This is a genomic window from Pasteurella sp. XG20 (assembly GCF_018968665.1).
In the GTDB taxonomy this organism is placed as follows: domain Bacteria; phylum Pseudomonadota; class Gammaproteobacteria; order Enterobacterales; family Pasteurellaceae; genus Pasteurella; species Pasteurella multocida.
On record NZ_CP076656.1, the window covers coordinates 361,770 to 376,177 of the forward strand.

The 14,408-nt window shown below is 41.3% G+C and carries 14 protein-coding genes; 13 read left to right on the top strand and 1 reads right to left on the bottom strand.

The window, feature by feature from the left end:
• The first annotated feature begins 80 nt into the window (after positions 1 to 80).
• The 6 genes from thrA (at position 81) to hflC (ending at position 7,956) form a co-directional block, all read left to right on the top strand.
• Positions 81 to 2,528 carry a bifunctional aspartate kinase/homoserine dehydrogenase I gene (thrA, locus tag KPF51_RS01625; RefSeq protein ID WP_005722641.1) on the top strand — a complete coding sequence of 816 codons (2,448 nt, stop codon included), beginning with the start codon at positions 81 to 83 and terminating at the stop codon, positions 2,526 to 2,528.
• 23 nt (positions 2,529 to 2,551) lie between these two features.
• Complete coding sequence (gene thrB / locus KPF51_RS01630; protein ID WP_005720165.1) at positions 2,552 to 3,496, top strand: homoserine kinase; 945 nt, start codon at positions 2,552 to 2,554, stop codon at positions 3,494 to 3,496.
• Positions 3,497 to 3,515: 19 nt separating this feature from the next.
• The gene (gene thrC, locus KPF51_RS01635) at positions 3,516 to 4,790 is read left to right on the top strand and encodes a threonine synthase (RefSeq protein WP_061406207.1); all 1,275 of its coding nucleotides are present in this window, start codon (positions 3,516 to 3,518) and stop codon (positions 4,788 to 4,790) included.
• Positions 4,791 to 4,902: 112 nt separating this feature from the next.
• Positions 4,903 to 5,625 (top strand): 4'-phosphopantetheinyl transferase superfamily protein, encoded by a 723-nt coding sequence (locus tag KPF51_RS01640; protein WP_005722709.1) that lies wholly within the window; start codon positions 4,903 to 4,905, stop codon positions 5,623 to 5,625.
• A 196-nt stretch (positions 5,626 to 5,821) separates the two neighbouring features.
• Positions 5,822 to 7,069 carry an FtsH protease activity modulator HflK gene (gene hflK / locus KPF51_RS01645; RefSeq protein WP_005722711.1) on the top strand — a complete coding sequence of 416 codons (1,248 nt, stop codon included), beginning with the start codon at positions 5,822 to 5,824 and terminating at the stop codon, positions 7,067 to 7,069.
• On the top strand, positions 7,069 to 7,956 hold the full coding sequence (hflC, locus tag KPF51_RS01650) for a protease modulator HflC (RefSeq protein ID WP_005720174.1): 888 nt from the start codon (positions 7,069 to 7,071) through the stop codon (positions 7,954 to 7,956). Before hflK ends, hflC begins: the two co-directional genes overlap by 1 nt.
• Before the next feature lie 56 nt (positions 7,957 to 8,012).
• Here the strand turns inward: hflC and yjgA are convergent, their stop codons facing one another.
• Positions 8,013 to 8,555: a ribosome biogenesis factor YjgA gene (yjgA, locus tag KPF51_RS01655; RefSeq protein WP_005722713.1), complete on the bottom strand. Its 543-nt coding sequence runs from the start codon at positions 8,553 to 8,555 to the stop codon at positions 8,013 to 8,015.
• 94 nt (positions 8,556 to 8,649) lie between these two features.
• Here yjgA and pmbA point away from each other — a divergent pair, with 94 nt between their 5' ends.
• From pmbA to artM, 7 genes are all read left to right on the top strand, one after another.
• On the top strand, positions 8,650 to 10,005 hold the full coding sequence (pmbA, locus tag KPF51_RS01660) for a metalloprotease PmbA (RefSeq protein ID WP_005722714.1): 1,356 nt from the start codon (positions 8,650 to 8,652) through the stop codon (positions 10,003 to 10,005).
• A 234-nt stretch (positions 10,006 to 10,239) separates the two neighbouring features.
• Complete coding sequence (hpt, locus tag KPF51_RS01665) at positions 10,240 to 10,779, top strand: hypoxanthine phosphoribosyltransferase (protein WP_005722716.1); 540 nt, start codon at positions 10,240 to 10,242, stop codon at positions 10,777 to 10,779.
• Positions 10,780 to 10,811: 32 nt separating this feature from the next.
• Positions 10,812 to 11,396, top strand: a complete 585-nt coding sequence (gene lpcA / locus KPF51_RS01670) for a D-sedoheptulose 7-phosphate isomerase (protein ID WP_005720180.1) — start codon at positions 10,812 to 10,814, stop codon at positions 11,394 to 11,396.
• 175 nt (positions 11,397 to 11,571) lie between these two features.
• Entirely contained in the window at positions 11,572 to 12,303 is a 732-nt protein-coding gene (gene artP, locus KPF51_RS01675) for an arginine ABC transporter ATP-binding protein ArtP (RefSeq protein ID WP_005720182.1), read from the top strand.
• Between the two features lie 16 nt (positions 12,304 to 12,319).
• Positions 12,320 to 13,042 carry a lysine/arginine/ornithine ABC transporter substrate-binding protein gene (locus KPF51_RS01680; RefSeq protein ID WP_005722718.1) on the top strand — a complete coding sequence of 241 codons (723 nt, stop codon included), beginning with the start codon at positions 12,320 to 12,322 and terminating at the stop codon, positions 13,040 to 13,042.
• 6 nt (positions 13,043 to 13,048) lie between these two features.
• Positions 13,049 to 13,720: an arginine ABC transporter permease ArtQ gene (artQ, locus tag KPF51_RS01685; RefSeq protein WP_005722720.1), complete on the top strand. Its 672-nt coding sequence runs from the start codon at positions 13,049 to 13,051 to the stop codon at positions 13,718 to 13,720.
• On the top strand, positions 13,720 to 14,403 hold the full coding sequence (gene artM, locus KPF51_RS01690; protein WP_005722723.1) for an arginine ABC transporter permease ArtM: 684 nt from the start codon (positions 13,720 to 13,722) through the stop codon (positions 14,401 to 14,403). The genes artQ and artM overlap by 1 nt, the downstream gene beginning before the upstream one ends.
• The last annotated feature ends 5 nt before the right edge of the window (positions 14,404 to 14,408 follow it).

A 14,408-nucleotide genomic window follows, 5' to 3' on the forward strand; every position in this document is an offset into this window, starting at 1 on the left:
GTACTGAATAAAAAGTGCGGGTTTTTTTATGAAAATTTTTATTCTATTTTTAAAATTCACAACATCGAGGAGATTTTATTATGCGTGTATTAAAATTCGGGGGGACGTCTTTAGCCAATCCAGCGCGTTTTTCGCAGGCGGCACAGCTTATCGAAAAAGCCCATTTTGAAGAACAAGCCGCTGGCGTGTTATCAGCCCCTGCAAAAATTACCAACCATCTTGTCGCCCTTTCTGAAAAAGCCAGTTTAAATCAACCTACCGATGCCAATTTCAATGAAGCTATTGAGATTTTTTATCACATTATTCATGGTTTACACGCAGAAAATAATCGTTTTGATCTAGAAGGGACAAAAGCTTTAATTGATACCGAGTTTGCACAAATCAGCCAGTTGTTGGAAGAAATTCGTCAACAAGGTTTTGTGTCGGATGCGGTTAAAGCCACGATTGATTGTCGTGGTGAAAAACTGTCTATTGCGATGATGAAGGCATGGTTTGAAGCTCGCGGTTATGACGTGACTGTGATTGATCCAGTCGAAAAATTATTAGCACACGGGAGCTATTTAGAGTCTTCAGTGGATATTGAAGAATCGACAAAACGCGTAGATGCCAAGTCAATTCCAACCAAAAATGTGGTGTTAATGGCAGGCTTTACCGCAGGTAATGAAAAAGGTGAGCTCGTTTTACTCGGGCGTAATGGTTCCGATTATTCTGCTGCTTGTTTAGCCGCTTGTTTGGGCGCAAGTGCTTGTGAAATTTGGACCGATGTAGATGGGGTCTTTACCTGTGATCCGCGTTTGGTACCAGATGCTCGCTTATTGCCAAGCTTGTCTTATCGCGAAGCGATGGAATTGTCTTATTTCGGTGCAAAAGTGATTCATCCACGCACGATTGGACCATTAGTACAAACTAATATTCCTTGCTTAATTAAAAATACGGGCAATCCTTCTGCGCCGGGTTCGATTATTGATGGCAACATTCAATCTGAACAGTTGCAAGTAAAAGGGATTACTAATCTAGATAATGTGGCGATGTTTAACGTGTCTGGTCCTGGGATGCAGGGGATGGTAGGTATGGCGTCACGTGTTTTCTCTGCCATGTCAAATGCAGGCGTTTCGGTGATTTTAATTACGCAATCTTCCTCAGAATACAGTATCAGTTTCTGTGTACCAGCCAAATCAGTTGAGGTAGCAAAACAGGCGTTAGAGAAAGAATTTGAGCAAGAATTAAAAGCTAATGATCTTGAACCAATTGATGTGATTCGTGACTTATCCATTATTTCGGTAGTGGGTGATGGCATGAAACAAGCCAAAGGGATTGCCGCACGTTTCTTCTCTGCCCTTGCCCAAGCGAACATCAGTATTGTTGCTATTGCACAGGGTTCCTCTGAGCGTTCGATTTCTGCCGTGGTTGCACTGAATAAAGCAATTGAAGCCGTGAAAGCCACACACCAAGCTCTCTTTAATAATAAAAAGGTCGTTGATGTTTTTTTAGTTGGGGTAGGGGGTGTCGGTGGCGAGTTGATTGAGCAAATTAAACATCAGAAAAGTTATCTAGCAAAGAAAGATATTGAAATTCGGGTGTGTGCGATTGCCAATTCAAACAAAATGTTATTAAAAGCAGATGGCTTAAATTTAGAAAATTGGCAAGCAGATTTGGAAACCGCGACTCAGCCTTCTGATTTTGATGTGTTACTGTCCTTTATTAAATTGCACCATGTCGTGAATCCGGTATTTGTGGATTGTACGTCAGCGGATTCTGTAGCTGGTTTATATGTGCGTGCACTGGGAGAAGGGTTCCATGTTGTGACACCAAATAAAAAAGCCAATACGCGTGAACTGGCGTATTATAATGCACTGCGTGAAAGTGCCCGTAATAACCAACGTAAATTCTTGTATGATACAAACGTTGGCGCAGGGTTGCCCGTCATTGAAAACTTGCAGAATTTATTGGCTGCAGGTGATGAAGTCGTCAAGTTTAGTGGCGTACTCTCGGGGTCGTTGTCCTTTATCTTTGGCGAGTTAGAAAACGGACTCACGTTATCTGAAGCGACTGCTCTTGCGCGTGAAAAAGGGTTTACTGAACCTGATCCAAGAGATGATCTTTCTGGACAAGATGTTGCCAGGAAATTGTTGATTTTAGCGCGTGAAACCGGTGCACAATTGGAATTAACAGATATTGGAGTAGAAAGTGTGCTCCCAGCAGGATTTGCTGAAGGGAAGACTACACAGGAATTTATGGCGATGTTGCCACAATTAGACGCAGAATTTAGCCAACGTGTTGCTAACGCGAAAGCAGAAGGGAAAGTATTGCGTTATGTGGGACAAATTGAAAACAACAGTTGTAAAGTCTCTGTGTTAGAAGTCGATGCAGATGATCCATTATATAAAGTAAAAAATGGTGAAAATGCTTTAGCCTTCTATACTCGTTATTATCAACCGATTCCGTTACTTTTACGTGGTTATGGCGCGGGGAATTCCGTGACAGCCGCGGGGATTTTTGCCGATATATTGAGAACGCTACAACATTAATTGGAAATGACATGGAAAATAATATGCTCAGAATTTATGCACCAGCATCCAGTGCAAATTTAAGTGTTGGGTTTGATACCTTGGGGACCGCGGTGTCCCCGATTGATGGTTCTTTGCTGGGAGATGTGGTGCAAATTGAGGCACTGCCTAGCGGATTTGAACTAGAAAGTGCGGGATATTTTGTGCGTAAATTGCCAAAAGAAGCGCAGAAAAACATTGTCTATCAAGCTTATGTGTTATTTAGTGAACGCTTAAAATTGCGTAACATAGCAGTACGCCCGTTGCGATTAACGTTAGAAAAAAATATGCCAATTGGCTCTGGCTTAGGGTCGAGTGCGTGTTCTATCGTGGCGGCGTTGGTTGCACTCAATAAGTTTCATGCTGAACCTTTTTCTAAAATGGAACTGTTAGAAATGATGGGCGAACTAGAAGGACGCATTTCGGGCTCAATCCATTATGATAATGTCGCACCTTGTTACTTAGGTGGGGTACAATTGATGGTGCAATCTTTAGGTAATATTTGCCAACAATTGCCTTTTTTTGATGAGTGGTATTGGGTGTTGGCTTATCCCGGTATAGAAGTCTCCACGGCAGAAGCCCGTGCGATTTTACCGAAAAGCTATACGCGTCAAGATGTGATTTCACAAGCGCGTCATTTAGGCAGTTTTGTACATGCGTGTCATACTCGACAAGCGCAGCTTGCTGCGTTAATGATGAAGGACGTGATTGCGGAACCTTATCGTGAAGCCTTGTTACCTAATTTTGCCGACGTGAAACAAGCCACACGGGATTTAGGGGCACTAGCAACGGGGATCTCGGGTTCAGGACCAACAATATTCGCGATTGCGCCTGATTTAGGCACAGCGATGAAGTTATCCACTTATTTAGAAAACCATTATTTACAAAACAATGAAGGGTTTGTGCATATTTGTAAAGTTGATAACCAAGGTGCGAGAGCGCTCGATTAATTGAATAACGGAAAAGCATATGAATTTATACAACATTAAACATCCAGAAGAACAAGTCAATTTTGCGCAAGCGGTACGTCAAGGATTAGGCAAAAACCAAGGGTTATTTTTTCCAGAAACCCTACCGCACTTTGAGGATATGGATGCGCTGTTAGCGTTACCATTGGTGGAGCGTAGCCAGAAGATTTTATCTGCGTTAATTGGTGAGGAGATTTCGCCAACCCAGTTAGCAAAAATGGTAGAAAATGCCTTTACTTTCCCAGCACCTGTAGCAAAAGTGGAAGAGGGGGTTTATGCATTGGAGTTATTTCATGGTCCAACCTTAGCCTTCAAAGACTTTGGTGGTCGTTTTATGGCGCAAGCCTTAGCTACAGTACGTGGTGAGGGCAAAATTACGATTTTAACGGCAACGTCAGGGGATACTGGAGCGGCGGTTGCTCACGCTTTTTATGGTTTAGAAAACATTGATGTGGTGATTTTATATCCACAAGGCAAAATCAGCCCGCTACAAGAAAAGTTATTCTGTACGCTTGGTGGCAATATTCGTACGATTGCAATCAAAGGGGATTTTGATGATTGTCAGGCATTAGTGAAACAAGCGTTTGATGATGCAGAGTTGCGTCAAGCGATTGGCTTAAACTCAGCAAATTCGATCAATATCAGCCGTTTATTAGCGCAGGTTTGTTATTATTTTGAGGCGGTTGCGCAATTACCAAAAGCGGCACGCGATAATCTTGTGGTATCGGTACCAAGTGGTAACTTTGGTAACCTGACCGCAGGCTTAATCGCCAAGTCTTTAGGCTTGCCAATTAAACGTTTTGTGGCGTCAACCAATGTGAATGATACCGTACCGCGTTATTTACGCAGTGGCAATTGGCAACCGCATGACACGGTGGCGACGTTATCCAATGCAATGGATGTGAGTCGTCCAAATAACTGGCCACGGGTTGAAGAGTTATTTAAACGCAATGGTTGGGCGCTATCAGAGCTGCATTCTGATGCCGTAAATGACAATGAAACGGAACAAACTTTAAAAGATATGTATGCCAAAGGGTACTTGTGTGAACCACATGGTGCGGTGGCTTATCGTGTGTTAAAACAAGATTTACAGCCAGGTGAAACCGGCTTATTCCTCTGTACGGCACATCCTGCGAAATTTAAAGAAAGTGTTGAACGTATTTTAGCGCTTGAATTACCTTTACCCGATGCATTAGCAAAACACGCGGCTTTACCGTTGCTTTCGGATATCATGGAAAATGATTTTGCTAAATTACGTGCGTATTTGTTAGCTTAACGTTCTTCGCCCTCTCTGATTTAGAGAGGGCATAGCATATTCAACATCAGATGATGCATCATTTATTTCACGCCAGTACGAGTGGGCTTCGTGGCACAAGGGAAAGCTTGACATGACAACCTTCATTGCTTACGGCAACATCAATGACACTTATCCTCTCGATAGCATTCCCCGTGAATTACTGATTGAGAAATTGCGCCAACCACAATCTAGCAATCAACGTGTGCAGAAACGGCATCGTTGTCGTTGGGTGGCGCATTTTTTGTTATGGCAATTACTGAAAATTTCACAAAAACCGACCGCACTTTTAAAGCACATTGATTATAGTCAGAGTGGTCGCCCTCAGTTACCTGTGCACGATGTCGATTTTAATATTAGCCATTCGGGCGATTGGGTTGCCGTCATTTTGCGTGTCAATACGCAAGGAGACAGTATTGTCGGGATTGATATTGAATCACCGCAGAAAGAACGCGATTATCCAGCGTTGTTGGCTTATTTTGCCTCACCTTCAGAGCAAGCGTGGTTTGCTCAACAGCAAGAGAAAGAAAAGAGTTTTTATTTGTCTTGGTGTTTACGTGAAGCTGTGCTGAAATCACAAGGCGTTGGGATTGTAAAGTTATCGGCTGTCCAACATGATCCCTTGTTACGCCAAATTCAATCACAACACTGTCCTGCGGGTCAACTCGTCTTTAGTCACCGCTTGCCGTTTTACTTGGCTTTTTTTATTAACCAAACACAGTGCTTAGATGTGCACTATTTTACTTGGCAGAGGGGAATATTAGCGGAAACCACCTTGCACGACGCCATTTATTATAAGGTGAATGAAAAAACATGACCGACAAAGCGATAGGACAAAAGTCAGGTAGTAAGCCGTAAAAATGAGACCATTGTGCGTTTTTATTGGCGGCACTTTAAATCATAAAAAATATCCCCATTTAGTAACGAGTTTCGTTAGACTTAATCCAACATTTTGTTTAGACTGTGGGAATTTGTTTAAACAAGTAACAATTTTTTGACAAATGGAGAACGTAATGTCATTGAACGGTTCAGATCAAGATCCTTGGGGCAAACCCGGACAGAAAAAACCTGAGAGTCAGCGTCCTGATAATGAAGGCGGTCAGCCGAATTGGAACGATAACCAGTCAGGTCGTAAGCAAAACAATCAAGAGCAATCACCACCTGATATTGAAGAGATTTTTAATAATCTGCTGAAAAAATTAGGCGGTTCAGGGAATGGCGGTAAACGCAATAACTCGCATTCTGGTGGATCGTTAAATCTTGGTAAATTATTGCCAATTGCAGCGGTGATTGGTGCAATAGTCTGGGGCGTTAGCGGTTTTTATACTGTCAAAGAAGCAGAACGTGGCGTGGTGATGCGTTTTGGTGAATTACACGCTATCGTTCAACCGGGCTTAAACTGGAAACCGACTTTTATTGACCGCGTGATTCCGGTGAACGTTGAGCAAGTGAAAGAGTTAAGAACACAAGGCTCAATGTTGACACAAGATGAAAACATGGTGAAGGTAGAAATGACGGTGCAGTATCGTGTTCATGATCCAGCCAAGTATTTATTCAGTGTGACTAATGCGGATGATAGCTTAAATCAAGCCACAGACAGTGCATTACGTTATGTGATTGGTCATATGTCAATGGATGATATTTTAACCACGGGGCGTTCAGTGGTGCGTGAAAACACGTGGAAAACTTTAAACACAATTATTGAGCCTTATAATATGGGACTCGAAGTGGTGGACGTGAACTTCCAATCTGCGCGCCCACCAGAAGAAGTGAAAGATGCGTTCGATGATGCGATTAAAGCGCAAGAAGATGAACAGCGTTATATTCGTGAGGCGGAAGCCTATGCACGTGAGCGTGAGCCAATTGCGCGAGGTGATGCACAGCGTATTCTAGAAGAAGCGACTGCCTATAAAGATCGTGTGGTGTTAGATGCCAAAGGGGAAGTGGAACGTTTCGAACGTTTGCTGCCAGAGTTTAAAGCGGCACCGGAGTTATTACGTGAACGTTTGTATATTCAAACCATGGAAAAAGTGATGGCGAATACACCAAAAGTGATGTTGGATGGCAATAGTGGAAACAATTTGACGGTGTTGCCATTAGAGCAAATTCTGAAGGGACAACAAACGAAAGGGAAGTCAACGAGTGCGACCTCAGAGGAAGTGCGTCCAGTGTTCCGTGCCGAGACACCAAACGTGATGCCTACACAAACATCAACATCGTCAACACGACAAGAAAATACTCGCCAAGGGAGATTTAACTAATGCGTAAATTTTTAACCCCTGTCATCGTTGTGATTGCTGCAATTTTATATTCCAGCATTGTGATTGTCTCAGAAGGGACCCGTGGCATTATGTTGCGTTTTAGTAAAGTCCATCGTGATGCCGATAATAAAGTGGTGGTGTATAATCCGGGTTTACATTTTAAAATTCCATTTATTGATTCGATCAAAATTTTAGATGCACGTATTCGTACCCTTGATGGTCAAGCGGATCGTTTTGTGACCGTTGAGAAGAAAGATCTACTTGTGGATTCTTATGTCAAATGGCGTATTAGTGATTTTGGTCGTTTTTATACGGCGACAGGTGGTGGCGATTATGCCCAAGCGTCCAATTTATTACGCCGTAAAGTCAATGACCGTTTACGTTCTGAAACGGGGTCGAGAACCATTAAAGACATTGTATCAGGCACACGTGGTGAATTGATGGAAGGTGCGCGTAAAGCATTAAATACGGGACCGGACAGTACAGCAGAATTAGGCATTGAAGTAGTGGATGTGCGTGTCAAACAAATCAACCTGCCTGATGAAGTGTCTTCATCGATTTATCAACGTATGCGTGCAGAACGTGATGCGGTCGCGCGTGAACATCGTTCACAAGGTCGTGAAAAAGCTGCCTTTATTCAAGCCGATGTGGATCGTAAAGTGACCCTTATTCTGGCAAATGCCAATCGTACTGCACAAGAATTGCGAGGTTCAGGTGATGCGACCGCCGCAAAAGTATTTTCTGATGCGTTTTCACAAGAGCCGCAGTTCTATAGTTTTTTAAGAAGTTTAAAAGCCTATGAAAGCAGTTTCGCGAATTCAGATAATATGATGATTTTGAAACCGGACAGTGATTTCTTCCGTTTCATGCAAGCACCGACGAAATAAGCGGGCAAAGAAAAAGGCGTGAGTTGAAACTCACGCCTTTTTTCATGTGGAGGAGATTAGTCTTCAAGCATGAAGTCTTTTAAGTATTGGAAAATTTCACGGTAAGCTTTAGGCGGTTTATTTTGTGCTTTTTCTTTTTGTGCTGCCCGAACTAGATTACGTAAATGTTGGCGATCCGCATCGGGATATTGTTCAAGAAATTGCGTGATTGCCTCTGGGTTGTCAATCAAGGTATCACGTAACATTTCGAGCTTATGTAACATCGCTTGTTGCTGTTGATGTTTATTTTCCAGTTTTTCTAAGGCATCTTGGATCGGCTCAACATCGATATTGCGAAGTAATTTGCCGATATATTGTAATTGGCGACGTCTTGCTTCTTTTTGTAAACGTTGTGCAAGTTCAATTGCCTCAAGTAACTTCTCTTCAAGCGGAATCTTTTCTAATTTTGCTTTGGTGAGGTCAACCAGTTTCTCACCGAGTTTTTTTAATGCTTCGGCATCGCGCTTAATTTCGCTTTTACTGACCCAAATGATTTCCTCTTCTTCTTGTTCCCAGTCAGTATTGTCCCACTCAATTTTATTTTTTCCGCGTTTTGCCATACTCTTTCCTTTCATCTCATAAAAACAAGCGAACATTTTAGCATGAAAATCTAAAATAGGATAAAATGCCCAAAATTTGTTTGAAGGAATCAATATGCAAAATACAGAAAAATCGACCGCACTTTTGAAACAACAAGAGCAAACATTGCGTGAAGCCGTGCATTATGCTGTGGATATGGCACAAAAAGCAGGAGCGACTGCAGAAGTGGCGGTCACAAAGGTCAGTGGATTGTCCGTTTCTACCCGTTTACAAGAGATTGAAAATGTCGAATTTACTAACGATGGTGCGTTAGGGATTTCGGTTTATTTAGGAAATCAAAAAGGCAATGCTTCGACGTCGGATTTAAGCCCTGAGGCGATCAAAAACACTGTCGAAGCGGCAATATCCATTGCCAAATATACATCGCCAGATGAGTGTGCGGGATTGGCGGATTATGACTTAATGGCATTTGATGCGCCTGATTTAGCCCTTTATCATGCAGCGGATATTGATGTGGAAAAGGCGACGGCATTAGCATTGGAAACTGAGCAGGCGGCGTTAAATTATGATAAACGTATTGTCAACAGTGAAGGTGCTGCGTTTAATTCACATACTGGAGTGCGTGTTTATGGAAATACACACGGAATGTTACAAAGTTATTTATCCAGTCGCTATTCGTTATCTTGTTCTGTCATTGCTGGTGTAGAAGATCAGTTAGAACGTGATTATGAATATACGATTTCTCGTGACTTGAATCAGTTAGAAAGTGCGAGTTGGGTAGGAGAGCATTGTGCGAAGAAAACCCTGTCTCGTTTACAACCACAAAAAATGGCAACCCAGCAAGTTCCAGTCATTTTTTTGAATGATGTAGCAACGGGGCTTATTAGTCATTTAACCGCCGCGATTAGTGGGGGGAGCTTATACCGTAAATCAAGTTTTCTGTTAGATCATTTAGGGAAGCAAGTGCTACCCGATTGGTTCCACATTAGTGAACAACCTCATTTAATCGGACAACTCGCCTCTTCGCCTTTTGATAGTGAAGGCGTGCGCACTCAATGTCGTGAAATTATTAAGCAAGGCACTTTACAAACTTATTTGTTGACCAGTTATAGTGGGAAAAAATTAGGCATGCGAAGCACGGGACATGCTGGGGGCATTCATAACTGGTTAGTGAAGCCAAATACAACGGGCGGATTGACCACCTTATTACGCCAGATGGGAACCGGATTGCTGGTAACCGATTTAATGGGGCAAGGGGTAAATTTAGTTACTGGTGATTATTCACGTGGCGCAGCCGGTTTCTGGGTGGAAAATGGCGAAATTCAATATCCTGTGGCAGAAATTACTATTGCGGGTCAATTGAAAGAGATGTTACGCAATATCGTTGCCGTTGGTGATGATATTGAACATCGTTCGAATATCCAAACAGGATCAATTTTATTAGAGCATCTCAAAGTGTCTGGAAATTAATTTTTGCAAATGATAATAATTCCTATTGACATGAGGTGATAATTTGCTAAGATAGCCACATCTGTTAGAGATAAAGGTGGGAATGATAGAGTAGATCGTTTTCAGTCTGAGTCATACTCCAAACAGGTAGAGTAGAAAGTAAATTCGTTAGGGTATTTATGGGCTGAAGGTTTAAACTTCAGCCTTTTTTTTGTAGAATACGCTTTTATAACCCGATATAAAAGGTAAATTAGAATGAAAAAACATCATGTTGGTATTTTAATCTCGGAACAAGACGTACGTGCACGTATTCAAACGCTTGGTCGTGAAATTACGCAATATTACCAACAAAAAGCAGTCGAGAAAGTCATTGTTGTTGGGCTCTTACGTGGTTCGTTTATGTTTATGGCAGATTTAGTGCGTGAGCTGAATTTACCGGTAGAAATCGAATTTATGACCACCTCTAGTTATGGTTCAGGCATGACGACCAATCACGATGTAAAAATCAGTAAAGATCTGGATGGTGACATTAAAGGTGAGCATGTTTTAATTATCGAAGATATTATCGATACAGGTTACACCTTACAAAAAGTGCGTGAGATTCTGAAATTACGTGAACCTGCCTCGCTGCGCATTTGTACCTTGTTAGATAAGCCGTCACGTAGAGAAGTGGAAGTGCCGGTGGAATGGGTAGGATTTAGTATCCCTGATGAATTTGTGGTGGGTTATGGCATTGATTATGCACAACGTTATCGTAATTTAGGGTATATTGGCCATGTGGTCTTAGAAGAATAACCAATATGCTTGATGGCTTAAAAGGAGAACAAATGTATCTAGAACAGATTAAGGCAGAGTTAAATGAAGCTGCGACAGTATTAAATAAGTTTATTAACGATGAAAATAATATGAAATTAATTCAGCAAGCCGCTTTATTAATTTCAGACAGCTTTAAACAAGGTGGGAAAGTGCTTTCTTGCGGAAATGGGGGGTCACATTGTGACGCCATGCATTTTGCGGAAGAATTAACGGGGCGTTATCGTGAAAATCGACCGGGCTATCCTGCGATTGCGATTTCTGATGTGAGTCATTTAAGTTGTGTCAGTAATGATTTTGGTTATGAATATGTCTTTTCACGTTACGTGGAAGCTGTCGGTCAAAAAGGCGATGTGTTATTTGGCTTATCAACGTCGGGTAATTCAAAAAATATCTTAAATGCCATTAAAGCGGCTAAAGAAAAAGGCATGAAAGTGATTGCGATGACTGGGAAAGACGGTGGACAAATGGCGGGCATTGCGGATATTGAAATTCGTGTGCCACATTTCGGTTATGCGGATCGTATCCAAGAAATCCATATTAAAGTTATTCATATTTTGATGATGTTAATTGAATTTGAAATGGCAAAAACAGAATAAACGAGGTTGGCTCGCATGAAAGTGCGGTCAGTTTTTTCTTTTTTTATGAAGTCCTTGATCAGTGATGGTCGAGGGCTTTTTTCATACAAGTATTTTTTATCAAAATACATTTGCATAATTATGCAATAAATATTAATATTATTTCAGTTTTCGCAAAAAAGAGATTTTTTCAACCATGGCAATTCGTGTTAAAAATTTAAATTTTTTTTATGGTTCTTCCCAAGCGTTGTTTGACATTAATTTAAGTGCAGAAGAAGGCGACACTGTCGTATTATTGGGACCAAGTGGTGCTGGAAAAAGTACTTTGATTCGTACCCTAAATTTACTCGAAGTGCCGGCATCGGGTGAACTGATTATCGCAAACAGTCAATTTGATTTGTCTGAAACGAAGACCAATCCAAAACAAATTTGCCGTTTACGTCAAGATGTCGGTATGGTTTTTCAGCAATATCACCTTTGGCCACATTTAACGGTAATTGAAAATTTAATTGAAGCTCCGAAGAAAGTGCTTAAGTTAAGTGACGAACAAGCCAGATCTGAGGCGTTAGAATTATTAAAACGGTTACGTTTAGCACAATTTGCCGATCGTTTTCCGCTTCACTTGTCAGGCGGTCAACAACAACGTGTCGCGATTGCTCGTGCTTTAATGATGAAACCGCAAGTGTTACTGTTTGATGAACCAACGGCTGCCTTAGATCCAGAAATTACCGCACAAGTCGTGGATATTATTAAAGAATTGCAGCAAACGGGCATTACGCAAGTGATTGTGACGCATGAAGTGGGCGTCGCGAAAAAAGTCGCCACAAAAGTGGTGTACATGGAACAAGGTCATATTATTGAAATGGGTGATGCGAGCTGTTTTACCAACCCAAAAACAGAACAATTTAAACAATATTTATCACACTAAAAAATAAGGACACAACATGAAAAAACTACTGTTAACCGCACTTTTAGCCAGCACGGCATTAGCTGCCAATGCAAAAGAGATCACCTTTGCGATGGAACCAAGTTACCCACCTTTTGAGTTAACGAATGAAAAAGGGGAGATTATTGGTTTTGATGTGGATATTGCGAATGCGATCTGTAAAGAGATCCAAGCGACTTGTCATTTTAAAGGACAAGCCTTTGATAGTTTAATTACCGGTTTACGTTCTAAACATTTTGATGCGGCAATCTCAGCGATTGATATTACCGAAGCGCGTGCGAAACAAGTGAGTTTTAGCGATCCTTACTATGATAGCTCTTCTAGCTTTATTTCAGTGAAAGGGAAAGTGGACGATTTAGCCCAAGCGAAAAAAGTGGGTGTGCAAAATGGCACTACTTATCAGCAATATATCGTCGCAGAAGCGAAACAGTATCAACCTGTACCTTATGCCAGTTTACAAAATGCGATTCTTGACTTAAAAAATGGGCGTATTGATGTGATTTTTGGTGATACTGCAGTGTTAGTCGATATGCTTGCTAAAGAACAAAGTTTAGCTTTCGTCGGTGACAAAGTGACGAATAAAAAATACTTTGGTAACGGTTTTGGTATTGCAGTCAATAAAGCGAGTAAAGACTTGTTAGATGACCTAAATAAAGGATTAGCCACCATTAAAGCAAATGGTGAATACCAAAAAATTTATGATAAATGGATGACGAAATAATCGATTATGTTTTTTGATTATCTTTCTTTAATGTACACCGCAACCCTAATGACCTTAGGGTTAGCGGTTTGTTCGTTAATTGTTGGTTTAATTTTATCCATTATCTTTGTGGTATTAGAAACCAGCAAGTGGCAATGGATTCGTAAACCAACCTCCGTGTTTGTTACCCTTCTACGTGGCTTACCGGAAATTTTAGTGGTTTTACTGATTTACTTTGGTTCGACCGAAGTCGTGGAAATGCTCACCGGTGAATTTATTCAATTTAGTGCCTTTAGTTGTGGTGTGTTTGCCCTGTCAATTATTTTTGCAGCCTATGCCTCACAGTCTTTGCGGGGAGCCATTCAAGCCATTCCGTTGGGACAATGGGAGTCGGGGGCGGCTTTAGGGTTGAGTCGTGGTTATACCTTTGTACAGATTATTATGCCGCAAGTGTGGCGTCATGCTTTGCCCGGATTGAGTAATCAATGGTTAGTCTTATTGAAAGATACGGCATTGGTTTCGTTAATTGGTGTGGAAGATTTAATGCGTCAAGCCGAGTTAGTGAATACGGTGACTCATCAGCCTTTCACTTGGTATGGCATTGCAGCGTTATTGTATTTGACAATCACCTTAATCAGCCAATTTATTATTCGCAAGTTAGAGTTCCGTTTTACTCGTTTTGAAAGAGGCGTGGAATAATGTTTCAAGACTATTTTATGGTGATTGCACAAGGTATTCCCACCAGTTTGTTATTAACCTTTGTTTCGCTTGTTGTTGCTTTCTTTTTAGCTTTATTACTGACATTTGGCTTGTCTATCGGCAATAAACTAGTCAAGTGCGGTATTCACACTTATTTAACCTTGTTTACGGGCACTCCATTATTAGTGCAATTTTTCTTAATTTATGCCGGTCCTGGTCAGTTTGAATGGTTAGTTGACAGTGCATTGTGGCCATTGTTATCGAATGCGTGGTTTTGTGCGATGCTAACATTGGCGTTAAATAGTGCAGCCTATTCGACATTACTGTTTCATGGTGCGGTGAAAGCGATTAGCAAAGGACAATGGGAAAGTTGTGCTGCATTGGGTTTAACGCGAATGGAAACATTAAAAATTTTAATTCCTTATGCGCTAAAAAGAGCGTTGCCTTCTTATAGCAATGAAATCATTCTCGTGTTTAAAGGTACGGCATTAGCCTCGACGATCACCATTATGGATATTATGGGGTATGCCAGACAGCTATATGGAACAGAATATGATGCGTTAACAATTTACGGGATTGCCGGCATGATTTATTTAATCATCACCGCTATTGCGACCCTACTATTACGTAAATTGGAAAGTAAAGTCCTCTCTTTTGAGCGTCTTGAAGTAGAAAAAGCCTAATTAGC

What these genes read in the sequence shown, in the direction of transcription:
- KPF51_RS01640 (WP_005722709.1), top strand. Translation starts at nt 4,903, where the DNA reads ATGACAACCTTCATTGCTTACGGCAACATCAATGACACTTATCCTCTC.
- pmbA (WP_005722714.1), top strand. Translation starts at nt 8,650, where the DNA reads ATGCAAAATACAGAAAAATCGACCGCACTTTTGAAACAACAAGAGCAA.
- thrB (WP_005720165.1), top strand. Translation starts at nt 2,552, where the DNA reads ATGCTCAGAATTTATGCACCAGCATCCAGTGCAAATTTAAGTGTTGGG.
- hflC (WP_005720174.1), top strand. Translation starts at nt 7,069, where the DNA reads ATGCGTAAATTTTTAACCCCTGTCATCGTTGTGATTGCTGCAATTTTA.
- thrC (WP_061406207.1), top strand. Translation starts at nt 3,516, where the DNA reads ATGAATTTATACAACATTAAACATCCAGAAGAACAAGTCAATTTTGCG.
- hflK (WP_005722711.1), top strand. Translation starts at nt 5,822, where the DNA reads ATGTCATTGAACGGTTCAGATCAAGATCCTTGGGGCAAACCCGGACAG.
- artM (WP_005722723.1), top strand. Translation starts at nt 13,720, where the DNA reads ATGTTTCAAGACTATTTTATGGTGATTGCACAAGGTATTCCCACCAGT.
- yjgA (WP_005722713.1), bottom strand. Translation starts at nt 8,555, where the DNA reads ATGGCAAAACGCGGAAAAAATAAAATTGAGTGGGACAATACTGACTGG.
- thrA (WP_005722641.1), top strand. Translation starts at nt 81, where the DNA reads ATGCGTGTATTAAAATTCGGGGGGACGTCTTTAGCCAATCCAGCGCGT.
- artP (WP_005720182.1), top strand. Translation starts at nt 11,572, where the DNA reads ATGGCAATTCGTGTTAAAAATTTAAATTTTTTTTATGGTTCTTCCCAA.
- artQ (WP_005722720.1), top strand. Translation starts at nt 13,049, where the DNA reads ATGTTTTTTGATTATCTTTCTTTAATGTACACCGCAACCCTAATGACC.
- lpcA (WP_005720180.1), top strand. Translation starts at nt 10,812, where the DNA reads ATGTATCTAGAACAGATTAAGGCAGAGTTAAATGAAGCTGCGACAGTA.
- KPF51_RS01680 (WP_005722718.1), top strand. Translation starts at nt 12,320, where the DNA reads ATGAAAAAACTACTGTTAACCGCACTTTTAGCCAGCACGGCATTAGCT.
- hpt (WP_005722716.1), top strand. Translation starts at nt 10,240, where the DNA reads ATGAAAAAACATCATGTTGGTATTTTAATCTCGGAACAAGACGTACGT.